Annotated in this window: 15 protein-coding genes; 7 read left to right on the forward strand and 8 right to left on the reverse strand. The window is 56.5% G+C overall.

Features of this window, described 5'->3' with window-relative positions:
* Positions 1 to 156: 156 nt before the first annotated feature.
* Positions 157 to 1,557: an amidase gene (locus tag I9187_RS11750; protein ID WP_171179712.1), complete on the forward strand. Its 1,401-nt coding sequence runs from the start codon at positions 157 to 159 to the stop codon at positions 1,555 to 1,557.
* Between the two features lie 25 nt (positions 1,558 to 1,582).
* Positions 1,583 to 2,380 carry a DUF2189 domain-containing protein gene (locus tag I9187_RS11755; protein ID WP_171179714.1) on the forward strand — a complete coding sequence of 266 codons (798 nt, stop codon included), beginning with the start codon at positions 1,583 to 1,585 and terminating at the stop codon, positions 2,378 to 2,380.
* Here the strand turns inward: I9187_RS11755 and I9187_RS11760 are convergent.
* The 3 genes from I9187_RS11760 to I9187_RS11770 all read right to left on the reverse strand — a co-directional run bounded on the left by I9187_RS11760 (position 2,377) and on the right by I9187_RS11770 (position 5,794).
* Positions 2,377 to 3,096: a helix-turn-helix transcriptional regulator gene (locus I9187_RS11760; protein WP_171179716.1), complete on the reverse strand. Its 720-nt coding sequence runs from the start codon at positions 3,094 to 3,096 to the stop codon at positions 2,377 to 2,379. The two genes, I9187_RS11755 and I9187_RS11760, sit on opposite strands and share 4 nt — an antisense overlap.
* Before the next feature lie 316 nt (positions 3,097 to 3,412).
* On the reverse strand, positions 3,413 to 3,973 hold the full coding sequence (ilvN, locus tag I9187_RS11765) for an acetolactate synthase small subunit (RefSeq protein WP_171179724.1): 561 nt from the start codon (positions 3,971 to 3,973) through the stop codon (positions 3,413 to 3,415).
* A gap of 69 nt (positions 3,974 to 4,042) precedes the next feature.
* The gene (locus I9187_RS11770) at positions 4,043 to 5,794 is read right to left on the reverse strand and encodes an acetolactate synthase 3 large subunit (protein WP_171179726.1); all 1,752 of its coding nucleotides are present in this window, start codon (positions 5,792 to 5,794) and stop codon (positions 4,043 to 4,045) included.
* A 422-nt stretch (positions 5,795 to 6,216) separates the two neighbouring features.
* Here I9187_RS11770 and I9187_RS11775 point away from each other — a divergent pair, with 422 nt between their 5' ends.
* Together I9187_RS11775 and I9187_RS11780 are read left to right on the forward strand one after the other, a co-directional pair.
* Positions 6,217 to 7,062 carry a 2OG-Fe(II) oxygenase gene (locus tag I9187_RS11775; protein ID WP_171179728.1) on the forward strand — a complete coding sequence of 282 codons (846 nt, stop codon included), beginning with the start codon at positions 6,217 to 6,219 and terminating at the stop codon, positions 7,060 to 7,062.
* Positions 7,063 to 7,108: 46 nt separating this feature from the next.
* Complete coding sequence (locus I9187_RS11780; RefSeq protein ID WP_171179730.1) at positions 7,109 to 7,492, forward strand: VOC family protein; 384 nt, start codon at positions 7,109 to 7,111, stop codon at positions 7,490 to 7,492.
* Positions 7,493 to 7,578: 86 nt separating this feature from the next.
* Here the strand turns inward: I9187_RS11780 and I9187_RS11785 are convergent, their stop codons facing one another.
* Together I9187_RS11785 and I9187_RS11790 are read right to left on the reverse strand one after the other, a co-directional pair.
* Positions 7,579 to 8,226, reverse strand: coding sequence for a response regulator transcription factor (locus tag I9187_RS11785; protein WP_171179732.1), 648 nt, complete (start codon positions 8,224 to 8,226; stop codon positions 7,579 to 7,581).
* Positions 8,223 to 9,656 carry a cache domain-containing protein gene (locus I9187_RS11790; protein WP_171179734.1) on the reverse strand — a complete coding sequence of 478 codons (1,434 nt, stop codon included), beginning with the start codon at positions 9,654 to 9,656 and terminating at the stop codon, positions 8,223 to 8,225. The genes I9187_RS11785 and I9187_RS11790 overlap by 4 nt, the downstream gene beginning before the upstream one ends.
* 246 nt (positions 9,657 to 9,902) lie before the next feature.
* Between I9187_RS11790 and dctP the strand changes: the two genes are divergently transcribed.
* The 3 genes from dctP (at position 9,903) to I9187_RS11805 (ending at position 14,404) form a co-directional block, all read left to right on the forward strand.
* Positions 9,903 to 10,985, forward strand: a complete 1,083-nt coding sequence (dctP, locus tag I9187_RS11795) for a TRAP transporter substrate-binding protein DctP (RefSeq protein ID WP_171179737.1) — start codon at positions 9,903 to 9,905, stop codon at positions 10,983 to 10,985.
* A gap of 120 nt (positions 10,986 to 11,105) precedes the next feature.
* Positions 11,106 to 12,032: a TRAP transporter small permease subunit gene (locus I9187_RS11800; RefSeq protein WP_171179739.1), complete on the forward strand. Its 927-nt coding sequence runs from the start codon at positions 11,106 to 11,108 to the stop codon at positions 12,030 to 12,032.
* 17 nt (positions 12,033 to 12,049) lie between these two features.
* Entirely contained in the window at positions 12,050 to 14,404 is a 2,355-nt protein-coding gene (locus I9187_RS11805; protein WP_171179741.1) for a TRAP transporter large permease subunit, read from the forward strand.
* An 82-nt stretch (positions 14,405 to 14,486) separates the two neighbouring features.
* Here I9187_RS11805 and I9187_RS11810 read toward each other — a convergent pair whose 3' ends face one another.
* The 3 genes from I9187_RS11810 to I9187_RS11820 all read right to left on the reverse strand — a co-directional run bounded on the left by I9187_RS11810 (position 14,487) and on the right by I9187_RS11820 (position 16,215).
* Complete coding sequence (locus I9187_RS11810; protein WP_171179743.1) at positions 14,487 to 14,876, reverse strand: VOC family protein; 390 nt, start codon at positions 14,874 to 14,876, stop codon at positions 14,487 to 14,489.
* 7 nt (positions 14,877 to 14,883) lie between these two features.
* Positions 14,884 to 15,708 (reverse strand): arginyltransferase, encoded by an 825-nt coding sequence (locus I9187_RS11815; protein WP_171179745.1) that lies wholly within the window; start codon positions 15,706 to 15,708, stop codon positions 14,884 to 14,886.
* 75 nt (positions 15,709 to 15,783) lie between these two features.
* Complete coding sequence (locus I9187_RS11820) at positions 15,784 to 16,215, reverse strand: RDD family protein (RefSeq protein ID WP_171179746.1); 432 nt, start codon at positions 16,213 to 16,215, stop codon at positions 15,784 to 15,786.
* Between the last annotated feature and the right edge of the window lie 35 nt (positions 16,216 to 16,250).

A 16,250-nucleotide genomic window follows, 5' to 3' on the forward strand; every position in this document is an offset into this window, starting at 1 on the left:
CTGAAGATTTTGTTTCTTTTTCTGAATGAGTTGGCCCATGCCGTTTCAATCCTGTTGACCGGTGGCGAGGTCGAGAAAAGATACATTTAGACAGTGGGTTTAAATGAGCTGAACCGCTCGCTAGGCTGTTGAAGACCAACAACAGAATGGCATGCAATGGACCTGACTCGGATATCGGCCGCAGAGCTTGTGAAACAACTGGCAACCCGACAGGTTTCAGCCACCGATGTAATGCGTGCCACCCTGGATCGCATCGCTAAGGTGAATGGCGATGTGAACGCTATAGTAGCGTTACGGGAAGAGAGTGCGTTGATGGCCGAGGCACAGAGATGCGATAGCGGTCCAATCACTGGCCCGCTGCACGGTCTGCCAATTGCGGTCAAGGATTTGGTCAATGTGGCAGGCGTGGTCTCGTCTCATGGATCGCCTTTGTTCAAGGACGTCGTGCCGGACAGCGACGATTTGATTGCCGCCCGGATGCGGGATGCGGGGGCTATACTTATCGGAAAAACCAACACGCCGGAATTCGGATTGGGATCGCACACATTCAACCCGGTCTATGGTGCGACGCGCAATCCGTATAACGCCGACCATACCTGCGGAGGATCGTCCGGTGGGGCGGCGGTGGCCCTGGCCACGGGAATGGTGGCGCTTGCAGACGGGTCCGACATGATGGGCAGTCTGCGTAACCCAGCGGCCTGGAACAATGTCTACGGCTTTCGCCCAAGCTGGGGCAGGGTGCCGTCTGATCCTGTCGGCGACAGCTTTCTGCATCAACTGTCCACACTTGGCCCCATGGCCCGCAGCCCCGAGGATTTGGGCATCTTGCTTGACGTTATCTCGGGGCCAGACCCGCGCCTGCCCTTGGCCTCTGATAGCGTTCCGGTGTCACCGGTGGAAATTGCAGATTTGCAGGGTCTGCGGATTGGTTGGCTTGGGGATTGGGGCGGGGCGTTCCCGACCGAGCCTGGAATTCTCGACCTGTGCAAAGATGCTTTGACCGTGTTTGAAAGCCTTGGCGCTGATGTGCAAGAAGTTGATCCGCCCTTCGATGCAGAACAACTTTGGACCAGTTGGATCACGCTGCGGTCGTTCAGCGTGGCGGCGGGGCTGGAGCCCTTGGCCTCGCAAAGGGATCATCTGAAAGATACGGCTCAATGGGAACTGGATCGTGGTCTGGCGATGTGTGCAATGGAGGTGCAGCACGCCAGCGTCATCCGCTCGGATTGGTTCCGGCGCGCTGCAGACCTGTTCAAACAGTTTGACGCATTGGTTCTGCCATCCGCGCAGGTCTGGCCCTTTGGGGTCGAGATACCGTACCCGACCAGTATCGCGGGCCGGACGATGGACACCTATCACCGATGGATGCACGTCACGGTGCCTGTCAGTCTGATCGGTTTGCCTTGTCTGGCCGCACCTGCGGGTTTCGGTTCAAACGGACTGCCGATGGGGTTCCAGCTGTTCGGTCCACGGGGCGCGGATCACAAACTATTGTCGGTTGGGGCGGCGTATCACGCCGAAACCAACTGGCCAAACAAGAGACCGGCGAGGTCATAACGCCGGATCGGGAGGAGGAGACAACATGGATAAGCCTTTTGGTGTGCCGGAAATGCGACCGGTGGATACCGCCATGCTGCGCACGGCATTGCAGCGCGCGTGGACTGATTTTCGCCGCGCACCGCTATTCGGGGTGATCTTTGCTGGCTTTTACGTGCTGGCGGGTTGGGCCATGGCGTGGGTGACTGTGCAGACCGGAACAACCTTTTGGCTGGTACTGGCGGCCATCGGGTTTCCGTTGATCGGACCTTTCGCAGCGGTCGGGCTTTATGAGGTCTCGCACCGGCTTGAGCAGGGTGAGCCCTTGGATTTTGGTGCGATCTTTGGCGTGGTACTGCAGCAAAGCCGCAGGCAGTTGCCTTCGATCTGTGCAATCATCGTTGTCGTCTTCCTGTTTTGGTTCTTTCTCGGGCACATGATCTTTGCCCTGTTTCTGGGCCTGGCCACGATGACGAACATATCGACGTCGACAGAGGTGTTCCTGACGTTGAACGGCCTGACCATGCTGGCCGTGGGTACGGTCGTGGGGGCGGTCTTTGCCACCATTTTGTACATGATCACCGTTCTTTCGATCCCATTGCTGCTGGATCGCGAGCTGGATTTCGTGACCGCCATGATCACAAGTTTTTCTTACGTGAAAGAAAATCTGTTTGTGATGCTTGGCTGGGGGGCCTTGGTCGCGATTTTGACATTCATCGCGATGGTGCCCTGGTTTTTGGGGTTGTTGATCGTTTTGCCAGTGCTTGGCCACGCCAGCTGGCATCTTTATCGGCAGATTACCCAGGTCGATGCCGCGCAGACACCCACAACTGCGGCAGGTTAGAACTGCTGTGCAAGATTGTTCGTGGACAGGCGCGCAGCGGCAAAAATAGCTGCAGAGTCGTGCCCCAGGTACTTGAGAACAACCGGTTCCGGGTTGGATGTATCCGCGGAATTAACCACCGATCCGCGCCAATGAACCGCAGTTCCGTTTTGATCGGGTGAGATCAGGTAGACCCGGCTGTTGTGGCCGCCCCGTTGGGATGTCAGCATATAAACGGTATCGCCGCTACAGGCGGCGATACCTTGGATTTCACGGTCTTGCGGTGTGGCATCTGGCATGGCAGTGCGTGATACATAGCCCCGTATCAAAGTGCACTGGGCCAGCGGTCGTGCGTGCAACAAGGTCATGCGGTGTGTATCCGAAAGGCTTTCGATGACGGCATAAAACCCAAGTGAAAAGGCGGACTTCCCGATCGCCTCTGCACCCGAACCCAGAAACTCAGTCAGAGTTTTGGTGGCCGGGTGGTTTTCTGATTTCTCGATCTCGTCCAAGGGCTGGAGAAGAATTCGGGCATCTACGTCGAAAAAGCGACAAATCCGATCCAGAACATCCGGGCGAGGAACGCTTTCGCCAGAAAGATATCTGTTAAACTGCGTGCGGTTCACCCCGAGCTTGCGGCACAGGGCTGAGACCGAGCGATGCTGCTGCGCCAAACGCCGAAGGTTCTCGCTGAACATCGCGCGTAACATTTCAGGGCTGCGGGTATCGTCAGTCATGGCCTTCCACGTATTGCTGTGTCTTCGAATGAAACCCATTGAACACCGAGGCAAAAACCGGGTGCACAAAAAGTAATCGTACAGAATAACCCCAAGCAACGTATCCCCACGCCGCGTTGCAGCTTCGACGCTAGCGCCGCAAAGCTCAATGGCAATAGGCTTTATGCGAAAAAGACTGATCTTTATCTGGAAAAACAAACCCTATGGCAATTATGGCGCAAAAGGCTCGTGTAGGTTGAGAGCGTGCTGCCTGACCAACCAAAGGTGTGCCCCCGCCCGGAAAGACGCTAAAACGTCAGCGGGCGGGGAACAGATTTTAGTCGCCGCGCAGCAAGGCTGCGACACCTGTACGGGCGATCTCGACCAGACCCAATGGGCGCATAAGGTCCGCAAAGGCATCGATCTTGTCCGGTGCACCGGTGATTTCGAAGATGAACGAATTCAGAGTGCTGTCGACCACATTGGCGCGGAAAATATCGGCCAGCCGCAGGGCCTCGACCCGCTTGTCGCCTTCACCCACGACCTTGATGATAGCCAGTTCGCGCTCGACCGAAGGGCCTTCGACAGTAAGGTCATGCACGTCGTGCACGGTTACAATTCGGCCCAGCTGCGCCTTGATCTGCTCAATAACCTGGGGGGTCCCGGTGGTGACGATGGTGATGCGGCTGAGGTGGCCTGTGTGATCAACTTCGGCCACGGTCAGGCTTTCGATGTTATAACCGCGCCCCGAGAACAATCCGATCACACGTGCCAGAACGCCAGGTTCGTTCTCGACCAACACCGCTATCGTGTGACGTTCCTGCACGTCCGAAAAGGTGGGTCGTAGGTTATAGGCCGAATGGCGGGTGGCACCTTTTTTGATATGTAGGGCAGACATTTATGTCCCTTTCATCATCCTTGATATATCGGGCGCGGCAAGGCGCCCGACCAAATCCGTCGAATTTTGTTAAACCAGAACCGAACCTTTGGAATCGATCACGCCCTGCGTTTCTGCTTCGCCCAGAAGCATCTCGTTATGGGCCTTGCCCGATGGGATCATTGGGAAGCAGTTTTCGTGCTTTTCAACCAGACAGTCGAAGATCACCGGACCGTCATAGTTGATCATCTCCATGATCGCGTCGTCCAGATCGGCAGGATCGGAACACAGGATGCCCTTTGCTCCGAACGCTTCGGCGAGTTTAACGAAATCAGGCAGGGCTTCGGACCAGCTGTGTGAATAGCGTTCGCCATGCAGCAGTTCCTGCCACTGACGGACCATGCCAAGGCGTTCATTGTTTAGGATGAACTGCTTCACGGGCAGACGGTATTGCGCGGCGGTGCCCATTTCCTGCATGTTCATCAGCCAAGACGCCTCACCAGCCACGTTGATCACCAATGCATCTGGATGCGCCATCTGCACGCCGATAGAGGCGGGGAAGCCATAGCCCATCGTGCCCAGGCCACCCGAGGTCATCCAGCGGTTGGGGTCTTCGAACCCAAGGTACTGAGCCGCCCACATCTGGTGTTGGCCCACTTCGGTGGTGATGTAGCGATCGTGCTTTTTTGTCAGCTCTTCAAGGCGTTGCAGCGCGTATTGCGGTTTGATGGATTTTTCGCTGTTGGCATATGCAAGGCAGTTGATCTTGCGCCATTCCGCGATCTGGTTTTGCCACTGCTTCACGTTCGCAGCATCCGTCTTGCGACCGCGAGACTTCCAGATCTTCAGAATGTCTTCCAGTACATGCGCCACGTCACCGACAATGGGTATGTCCACACGGATTACCTTGTTGATCGAGGACGGATCGATGTCGATATGCGCCTTTTTCGAGTTCGGCGAAAACGCATCGATGCGGCCGGTGATCCGGTCGTCGAAACGTGCGCCGATATTGATCATCAGATCGCAGTCATGCATCGCCAAATTGGCCTCGTAGAGACCATGCATGCCCAACATTCCAAGCCAGTTCTCGCCCGAGGCTGGGTAAGCGCCCAGACCCATCAGGGTCGAGGTGATCGGGATACCAGTCGCGTCCACCAGTTCACGCAGCAACTGGCTGGCTGCAGGGCCAGAGTTGATGACACCGCCACCGGTATAAAAGACCGGTTTCTTAGCGGTTTCCATGGCGGCAACCAGTTCCGTGATCTCTTCCAGGTCGCCTTTCAAAACCGGTTGGTAATGCGACGTTGAAGGCTTGGGGCTGGTGTACTCGCCCGAGGCAAACTGCACGTCCTTGGGAATGTCGATCAACACAGGACCGGGACGGCCCGAGGTGGCGACGTGAAAGGCTTCGTGCATCGTTTCCGCCAGCGAATCCGTGTCTTTAACCAACCAGTTATGCTTGGTGCAGGGGCGGGTGATGCCAACAGTGTCAGCCTCTTGAAACGCGTCTGAACCGATCATGAAGGTCGGAACCTGACCCGTCAGAACAACCAGCGGGATCGAATCCAACAATGCGTCGGTCAGGCCGGTGACAGCGTTGGTCGCGCCAGGGCCGGACGTTACAAGCGCAACGCCGGGTTTGCCGGTCGACCGGGCATAGCCTTCGGCGGCATGGATTGCACCTTGTTCGTGACGCACCAGAATGTGGCGAATGTCGTTTTGCAGAAAGATCTCATCATAGATCGGTAGGACGGCGCCACCGGGGTATCCGAATACCGTGTCCACGCCCTGATCCTTGAGGGCCTGAACCACCATCTTTGCGCCGGTCATCTCACGTGTCATCTGCTTTGCTCCGTTCGCGACATGTGTCTTGCGTTTTGCCAAAAAAAAGCCCCCGATTTTTCGGAGGCGCATGGGTTCGATTATGGTTTTCCGTTACCGGCCCATGCGCGTTTTTCCTACGATTACGACTAGCGCTTTCATCGCCAGAGGCTCCTTCTTTGCGTGCAGGGACATTATGGTCGGGGGGAAGGGGCGTCAACAGGCAATTGCACCAATTTTCTATCTTGGCGGCGGTTATTTGCGACATTTTATTGCGCAGATTGCCGCATGTTGGGAATTTCCGGGAAAACGATGTTCATTTCACTGGTTTTTTAGACGCATGTGAGGGTCCAAAAGCGTCAGGTCGATGTCTGAAACTGGCATGATCTGCCTATTTGACTGCGTCACGCTGACCCTGTGGGCGCGCATGAAGGAGGCGGAGAATGCTGCAAGACCTGTTGGACCTTGGACGGTATCCGATCGATCGCCCGGATTCGCCCGCGTATGTTCGATTGATCGAAGATTTGAGGCGGGAACTAGATCAAGATGGATGCGCGGTTCTGCCGGGTTTTGTCCATGAAAAGGGCATCGCTCTTTTGACTGAAGAGGCCGATGCCGTTGCGCCCAATGCGCATCGCTCTTTCAGCCGTACGAACCCGTATTTCACCAAGGACGACCCGCGGTTTGGCATCGGTCATCCTATCCGACAGTTCTATGATCGTTCGAATGCCTTTGTTCCAGCGGATAATTTTCCGCAATCGGGGCCTTTGCGGAGTATATATGAGTTTGAACCCTTTCTGCCGTTCGTTCGTGATGCCCTGAATGAGCCTGCAGAGCGTTTTTTCCGTTATGATGACCCGCTGGCGGATGTGATCATTAACGTGGTCGAGGAAGGGCAGGGCTTTCCATGGCATTTCGATACGAACAATTACACGGTGACACTGGCCATTCAGAACGGTGAAGAAGGGGGCGCGTTCGAGTACGCGCCAAATCTTCGTACAACGGAAGACGAAAACTTTGCTGAGGTCGCCGCAGTTTTGAACGGGGATATGACGTGCGTCCATCAGTTAGAGCTTCAGCCCGGTGATTTACAGATTTTCAAGGGGCGATATTCGCTTCACCGGGTAGCGCCGGTGACGGGGCCGCGCCGCCGGTATGTCGGTATCTTTTCATTTGTCGAAACCGAAGGCATGTGCGGCGGTATCGAACGGACTGAGCAACTGTATGGACGGGTTCTGCCACACCATTACGAACGCGCGGGGCTACGCAAAGATCAATTACTGGATTGAGACACCACACCGGTAAACTGAAGGTGCTTCCTTTTCGGAGATTCAGATGCCTGAGATTTTGCAGCTAACGCCGTTTGTGTTGTGTTCGTCTTTGCAGAACCAGATCGATTTCTATTGCAAGCGATTGGGGTTCACATGTGGGTTCAGGCAGGACAACTATGCTTTTCTGTCGCTGGGACCGGTGGCCATGCGCTTATTGGAATGCCCGCCGCGCCCGGATGGCAGGCCGTTGGGCGACGACCAGTCGTTTTACATTGATGTGGACGATGTGGATAGCCTGTATGAAAGCTGGCGCGCCGGGTTAGCCGATTTGCCCAAGGGGCGTGTACGACCGCCGTTTGACCAGCCTTATTTGCAGCGTGAGTTTCACGTTTTGGATGAAGACGGGACACTGGTGTTCTTTGGTCAGGACATTAGGCCCCGAGCGTGAACACTCCCGCCCATCGTCGACACGCCAGCGGCGCGTCTTCTCTGGTTGGGCAGGGCAGCGCGTGCCGCGCTGCGGGAGTATGCAGATCAAAAGCCGACGCCAGTGCCTTGCAGAACGCCGTGTTCCAGTGCATAGCGGGTCAGACCAGCTGTTGAGGAAATGCCAAGCTTGCGCTTGATGTTCTTCCGGTGGGTCTCGACCGTTCGCACTGAAATCTCCAGCTTTTGGGCAACCTCTTTGTTGGACTTGCCCTGTGCAAGTTCCAATAGGATCGTCTGTTCGCGCCCGGTGAGCGCTTCGCGCGCACTATCCTCTTTGGGTTTCAGGGATCCGCTGGCACCGGTGCACAGATATTGCTTGCCCTGCATGACAGCGTCGATGGCCTGCCTGATCTCTTCCGTAGGTACATCCTTGAGTACATAGCCTTTGGCACCGTGGCTGAGCGCGGTTGTGATGTATTCAGGACTGTCATGCATCGACAGGATCAGGATGCGCGTTTCGGGCAGACGTTCGAGGATGATTTCCGTCGCGCTGAGACCGCCCAGGCCAGGCATGTTCAGATCCATCAGGATCACATCAGGGGCCAGATCAACGGCCAGATCCACGGCCGCCTGACCGCTGCCCAGCGTGCCGACGACCTGGATATCTTCATAGCTTTCCAGAATCGACTGGATGCCCTCGGCCACCATCGGGTGGTCGTCAACGATGAGAACCCGGGTTCTGTCAGAGCTCATGTACCAGCCTTTCGGTTCGGAGTTGCGTCTTCCTGCGGTGGCAGAAGGTGGCTCAGCGGCAAGCTGGCTTCGATCACCGTCCCGCCACGCGGTCCGCGTGATGACAGAATCCGCAAGGACCCGTCAAGCTGTTCGATACGTTCCTGCATGTTACGCAGCCCGATGCCTGTGGTTGCTGTTCCGGGCTCAGTGCGCAACCCACGGCCATTGTCGGTGATCCGCATAGTTGCACCTTTCTTATGTCCGCGCAGGTCTATGGTAACATGAGTGGCCCCCGAATGGCGTTCGATATTGGTCAACGCTTCTTGCGCAATTCTATAAAGGGCGATCTTGCTGTCCTGATCCAGCCGGTTTCGGAAGACCACGGTGGAGAATTCGGTCTCGATCCCGGTACGGTCTCGGAAATCGTCGGTCAGGGCCTTCAACGCGGGACCAAGGCCCAGATCGTCCAACACGCCCGGACGCAGGTCACGGCTGATGCGCCGCACCTCGGTAATGGCGGCCCCCAGGTTGTCGATCCCTTTTTCCAGCGGAGCGAGCGCACCTTCGTCATCACCCCGAGTCAGACGCCGCCGCGCGTTGTCCAAAGCATATCGAACGCCGACAAGAATTTGGCTGATCCCGTCATGTAATTCACGTGCGACCCGGCCCCGTTCTTCTTCCTGTGCGTCAAACACACGCTGGGTCAGTTCCTTCAGCTTAGCATCGGCCAACCTGCGCTCGCGAATGTTCAGCAACATGCCCGACGCAAAAACGATGAGGACAGCGGCCAGTACAATCGCGCCGATATACATGAATGTGCGCTGTACGCGGGCTTCGACTTCGGCCCGTGCGTTGGCAACGGTGGCCACGATGTCATCGATGAACACCCCGGTCCCGACGACCCAGCGCCAGTCCTGAAGGCCAACAACATAGGCGATCATCTGCGCTTCTTGCCCAGTTGAGGGCTTCTGCCACATGAAACTGTGCCATCCTGCCCCTTGGCGAGCGAGGCGAATGAACTCGTTGACGATTGGCGTGCCTTCGCTATCCGTCAGACCTTCCCAATTCTGGTTGATGAATTGCGTCTGGCGGGGGCTGACAAGGTTGTTTCCGTCATAGTCATACACAAAGAAGAACCCGTCCTGACCATAGATCATCGCCGACAGGATCTGCGTGACGAGGTTTTTGGCCACTTCATCATTTGGTTCAGCCCGACCATAGATATAGGCAAAACCGTTGCGCGCCTGCGTTACGTAGTTGCGCAGCTCTTCCTTCTTGGCTTCGATCAGACGGCGTTCCAGGGCCTCGATCTCGCGCTCAGCGGTGGCGCGCGCCTGATAGGCGACCAACACGGCAATTGCCGCAACAGCGACGACCAATGGTATGGCCGCAACCAACGACAATTTCTGCGCATAAGTCAGCGAAACCAGGTTTCTAAGTCTGTGCATGGTCGAATCGATACGCAAGTGGCAGCAAAAATGCAAAAAGATTGAACATTTCCATACCCAAAGGACGTCAAAAGCCCGGCTGAACTGGAACTCACCAAGGGTTTTCTCGCTAAAAAAGGTCAGAAACCCGGCTTTCTACGCAGTAGTAGGTATTCCCATTCACAACACTGTCATTAGTCTGACGCGCACTGAATACGACAGGTCCGGCTGTGCCGGATTATGACTATGAAGGGGAGGAACACTCATATGGATCGTCGTTCATTTTTGAAAAAATCCGCGCTGGGCGGATCGGCAGCTGCAGCAACCGCTCTGGCGGCGCCGGCTTATGCTCAGGGCCAGCGTACCCTGACCATGGTGACGTCGTGGGGCCGTGGCTTGGCGGGCGTGTTTGACAGCGCGCAGCGCTGTGCCGACAGCATCAACGCGATGTCGGACGGAAGCCTGAATGTTGAGATCAAGGCCGCTGGTGAGCTGGTTGGCGCGTTTGAGGTTTTTGACGCGGTGTCGTCCGGTCAGGCCGATATGTACCACGCGGCGGACTATTACTTTGTGGGTCAGCACCCGGGCTATGCCTTCTTCACTGCTGTTCCGTTCGGCATGACCGCGCAGGAACTGGTGAACTGGTATTACCACGATGGCGGCATGGAGCTGCATGACGAGCTGGGTTCGATCTTTGGCCTCAAGTCTTTCCTGGCCGGGAACACCGGCGCGCAGGCGGGTGGCTGGTACTCGAAAGAGATCAACAGCCCCGAAGATTTCCAGGGCCTGAAGTTCCGTATGCCGGGCCTGGGTGGCCAGGCGCTGGGTAAGCTGGGCGCGTCGGTTCAGAACATTCCGGGTTCGGAAGTGTATCAGGCGCTGTCCTCGGGTGCGATTGACGGAACCGAGTGGATCGGTCCCTGGGCCGACGAAAAGGCGGGCTTCCAGGAAATCACCAAGACCTACTATACTGCGGGCTTCCATGAGCCAGGCGCGGGTCTGTCGCTGGCCACAAACCGTGACGTCTTTGACGAACTGACACCTGCACAGCAGAAGATCATCGAGATCGCAGCGGCCGAAGCGCACCAGTGGAATCTGGCGCAGTTCCTGGCCAATAACGGTGCAGCCCTGCAGCGTCTGCAGTCGGGCGGCGTGAAGGTCATGGAGTTCCCGGACAGCGTTTGGGATGCATTTGGCCAGGCGTCGCAAGAGGTTCTGGACGAGAACATGGGCGACGAGCTGTTTAAGAAAATCCACGACAGCGCAATGGCGTCTATGGCGGCTTCGTCTGCTTGGATCAACCTGTCGTCGGGTGCCTACACCGCTCAGCGCGACCGCGTTCGCGGCTAAATTCGAGCCAAATGAGCAAACGGTTTCCCCGCATCAGCGGGGAAGCCTTTCCTGTTGCATATGCGCGGACCCATCATGCCGCTATAATCAGCAATGCAACTGACGAGACCCGGGGACAACATGCAGGACGACAACGGTATTTCGTTTTTCGGCGCCCTGTGGAATGGACTGATCTGGTTCATTCAGAACATTGCCGAAGCCTTCTATAATTTCGGATACGCTATCACGCATCCGCAGCTCTGGCTGAACTGGTCCGACAAAGAGGCGATCATGCGCTTTGTCTACTACGGAGGCTCGGTCGAGTTCTTCTTCGTGGTTTTCACCTTCTTTCTGGTTCTGACCGCAATCGGGCTCTACTACCGGAACTTCATGTGGGCCATCGTGCGTGGGCTGGAAGGGTTTGCAAACACTACCGGCCGCTTCTTTGCGTGGGCGGGTCTGCTGATGGTGATTCAGCAGATCGTGATTGTCTTCATGCAGCGGGTGTTTACGCGCCCTGATATGTCGTTCGGCTTGGGGATCCCGTTCCAGATGGACATCAGCTGGTTTGCGGAAGAACTGAAACTTTACAACGCCATGGTGGTTTGTCTGTGCTGTACCTACACATTTGTGCAGGGCGGGCATGTGCGCGTTGACCTGATCTACGCCGGCATCAGCCACCGCGCCAAGCGCGTGGTTGATATGTTAGGCGCGGTGTTGTTCATGATGCCCATGGCTGTGCTGACCTGGATGTATGGTTGGTACTTCATGTGGCGGCACCTGATCGTGCCGAAACCTTCGGCCAGTGACACGCTGGATCGTCTGGTGGCCAAGTCCCGCGCGCTGCGCTGGAATGTGGAGACCATCGGGTTCAGCCCCAATGGCTTTAACGCATACTTCCTGTTCAAGATCCTTCTGGTTGCCTTTGCGGCCATGGTGTTCCTGCATGCCATCGCATTCCTGTACCGGTCGTATCTTGAGTATGTGGAAGGGCCGGAAAGCACCGGAAAATACCTCGACAAGGACAGCCTTGGTGAGGGTGAAGAAGCCTATGAAGGCGCGCATTAAGGACGGAGAACCAGACAATGCTATTCGGACTTGATGGCGTCGAGATAGGCCTCATTATCGTATTCTTCTGCCTCTTCGGAGGCATTCTTTCCGGGTTTCCGGTGGCTTTTGCCATCGGTGGGGCCGGGGTCATTTCTTTCGGGATCATCGCTGCGCTCGACAGTGCGGGTCTGTTGATCCACCAGGCGATAGACACGGGCTCGCAAGCCTATCGGGATATCGTGAACTCGGGGGTGAAACCCGACACGATATCCGTGTTCCGATACCCCGATTTGCCAAGGATCGCCGAACCGGTCTTTGTGCAAGGCTGGGAAACGGCGCTGGATCGCAACGTCTCCTTCATCGTGAACCGAATGAACGAACGCGTTCTGGCGGGTCAGTCCATCGAGACGCTGTTGGCCGTGCTGATGTTCGTTCTAATGGGTATTACGCTGGAACGCTCAAAGATTGCCAACGACCTGCTGACCACGATGGCGCGTGTCTTTGGCCCGCTGCCGGGCGGTCTGGCCGTATCGATCGTGGTTGTGGGTGCTTTCCTTGCCGCGTCGACCGGGATTGTGGGCGCGACGGTTGTGACCATGGGCCTGTTGGCACTGCCGACCATGCTGCGAAACAACTATGCTCCCGAACTGGCAACCGGTGTCATCGCTGCATCGGGTACCTTGGGGCAGATCATCCCGCCGTCGATTGTGATCGTTCTGCTGGGCACTCTGGCTGGGGATCTGTATTCGACAGCACAGGAAACGCGCGCCATTGAGGCAGGTTGTACCGATGCTTTGACCTTCCTGGGCGAGCCCGCTGTTGTTTCGGTTGGGACGCTCTTCCAAGCGGCCTTGTTGCCGGGGATCATGCTGGCCTTGCTCTATGCGCTTTATGCCTTTGGCTATGCGTTACTGAACCCGCACAAAGCACCGGCGGTGGAAATTTCAGGCGGGTCAGGCGAGACAATCACCCGGTCCGAGGGACTGACCTGGCTGCTGGGCGCTCCGGTTGCTCTGATTGTCGGGGCAGTTCTTCTGGGCAATGTCGGCGTGATTGGAAGTCAGAACATTGCGGTCTCAGCCTTCTCGGACGTTGGACAGAGTGCCTCGCTGCGCACGAACGTGTCAGAAGAATGCAAAGCCTCGATGATCGAGCTGCACGGTCAGTCAGCCTGGGATCAGGCTGTTGTCGAGCAGGAAGCAATCGATGCCGCAGGAGGTGTTGCGGATGCTCAACGCCTGAGTGAAGAGGAACTGGCGGCCGCACAGCAAGAGAAGATCGCCGCAGCGGCCCCGATTGGAACGGGCGTGGCAGTGACCATTGTTCTTTTGGGGCTGACACTGGTTCTGGGCCGCGGGATTGCGCCCTCGCGTTCACCGCAGCCATTGATCCTGGGGGCAATTGGCCTGCTGCTGATGGCTTTGGTCGATATCCTTTTGATTTCGCCGACAACCTCTTCGGGGGCCACTTTCCTTCTGCTGGCTTTGCCATTTGCACTCGCCATCTATGGCTGCAAGGAAGCTGCCGCACGATGCGCCACCAACGATCTGATCCGCGTTGTGTTTCCTCCGTTGGTTCTGATCATCGCGGTGCTGGGGTCGATCTTGGGGGGCGTGACCAACCCGACACCGGCGGCTGCGCTGGGCGCGGGTGGTGCGATCATGCTGGCGGCGTATCGCAAACTTCAGGATCAGGGCCGGTCGGGCAAGGTGATCATCTGGGCAACCTTTGCCGTGATCATTGCCTTGCTGATGGGGGTTAACTTTGATCTGCGCATTTCGCAGGGCAGTGTTTCATTTGAAACTTGGGTTGCGTTTATCGTCGCTTACGGCGCTTACCTTTTTGCCCTGTTCGGCTTGATTTACGGCTGTTGGGTGCTGTTTTCGAGCGGTGTTCTGACGCCTGTTGTTCGCGAGACAGCCAAAGTAACCTCGATGGTCTTCACCATTCTGATCGGATCACAGTTACTGAACCTTGTGGTGATCTCGTTTGGAGGTGAGCACTATATCCAGCAGTTCCTGAAGAGCTTTGACAACGAGTTCACGGTCTTCCTGATCGTGATGCTGGTGCTGTTCATTCTGGGTTTTGTACTGGATTTCCTCGAGATCATCTACATCGTGATCCCCATTGTGGGGCCGGTGATTTATGGTGGATCTTTCGATCCGAAATGGGTGACGATCATGGTGGCTGTGAACCTGCAGACCTCGTTCCTGACGCCGCCCTTTGGCTTTGCGTTGTTCTACCTGAGGGGGGTCGCGCCAAAAGAGGTCACGACGGGTCATATCTATCGCGGGATCATACCGTTTGTGTTGATCCAGGTGGTCGGCATTGCGATCTTGTGGTTCTTCCCCTCGATCGTCACGATCGTCCCGGACCTGATCCCGAATTGATCCCGGTTACCAAAATGCAAAGGGGGCCTAATGGCCCCCTTTTCTTGTTTGTACCGGAGAAGGGGCCAGATGAAGCTGCGGATCAGCTGAACTGGATCAGGTCCCACCGATTGTCGAAGGGATCGCGCCAGACGGCAACCTGGCCATAGGGTTCGGAACGTGGGGCCTCTTCGAATGTGACACCTTGCGCCAGCATGTCAGCATGATCGCGGTCGAAATCATCGGTTTGCAGGAAGAAACCCACACGACCGCCGGTTTGGTTGCCAATAGCGGCTTTTTGGTCGGGGCCGTCGGCTTTTGCCAGAAGAAGGGCGCTGCCTGTCGATCCGGGCGGGGCGACCAGTACCCAGCGTTTGCCGTCGCCGAGCGCGAGGTCTTGCAGGAGCTGGAACTTGAGCGTTTTGGTGTAGAATGAGATCGCGGTATCATAGTCGGGCACCACAAGGGCAACCGCATGCAGGGACTGCTTCATTATTTGGTCAGCTTTTGGTAGGGTGGCGGTCAGGTAGCTGAATATTCGCTACTTGTTCGGCTATGGGCGCAGATGACAACGGGTGATGCGATGCATCGGAATAGGCACCTGGGTCTTTGATCTTTCGCCATTGCCCCTGAATATAGGCTTCAAGCCCTGTGAACTTGGCCTTGTAACCCATTTTGGGACTGCCGGGGACCCAGTAGCCTAAATAGATATAGGGAAGCCCGGCTTCTCGCGCGATCTCAATATGATCCAGGATCATGTAAGTGCCCAGAGAGTTCTGGGGTTGGTTGGGATCGTAGAAGGAATAGACCATACTCAGCCCGTCATCGAGCACATCGGTCAGGCTAACGGCGATGAGGTTGCCGGTTTCCGGGTCGGCATACTCCACAACGCGGCTGCGGATCGGGGTTTCTTCAATCATGGCGGCAAACTCGAACACATCCATGTCGGCCATGCCCCCGTCGGCGTGCCGTGTGTCAAGATAACGGCGGAACAACTCGTATTGTTCGTCTGTGGCCCAGGGTGACGTTGCGCGGCGTTCCAGGTAGCCGTTGCGCTTGGCTGCGCGTTTCTGGCTTTTGGTGGCGCGAAAGGCCGACACATCGATCCGAGCGGACAGACAGGCCGCGCAATCGGTGCACGACGGGCGATAGAGCACATTCTGCGACCGACGAAACCCCTGTTGAGACAGGGAATTGTTCAACTGTTCCGCGCCTTCACCTTGAAGGGCTGTGAACAGTTTACGCTCCATCCTGCCGTCGAGATAAGGGCATGGTTGCGGAGCGGTAACATAAAACTGTGGCGCTATTGGCAGCGTGTGTCGCATGAAGTTCCCATCTGGCCTCGGGACGGATGATAGCAACCGTTTCCGAGACCGCCAAGTGATTCACACAACTGGTTTTCACGCCCTTTGATTGATCATCACAGTCCCCAGGAAACTGTCGGTCAGACCCTGACCACGGGCGCTGGTCAGCATCATGATGATCGAAATGATCTGGACCACGAAAAACGCCATACTGACGAAATAACCGGCAGTATGGGCGATGGCTTTGCCCATATCCATCCGCTCGCCGAATGCGTCACGCAGTTCGATGCCCATGAAGCGCATACCCAGCGTAGCTGAGCCGTTCGAGATGGTGATGACCCGATACGCAAAGCTGATCACAGCGTAAATCAGCGGAAGGAAAAACAGCCCCGCACCGAAGGTCAGGAAGACGGGCACGATGCACAGCAGCGAGATGAAGGCGATATCGAACAGCCACGCGACAAAGCGCTTGGTCGCAACCGAGCTGTAGAATTCTGGTTGAGTATCCGGGTTGGGCAGGTGGTTCATTCGTCACGTCCGAAAGATAGGGTTGGTGCACCCTG

Origin of the sequence: Ruegeria sp. HKCCE4148 (genome assembly GCF_017872495.1) — a bacterium.
In the GTDB taxonomy this organism is placed as follows: Bacteria; Pseudomonadota; Alphaproteobacteria; order Rhodobacterales; family Rhodobacteraceae; genus Ruegeria.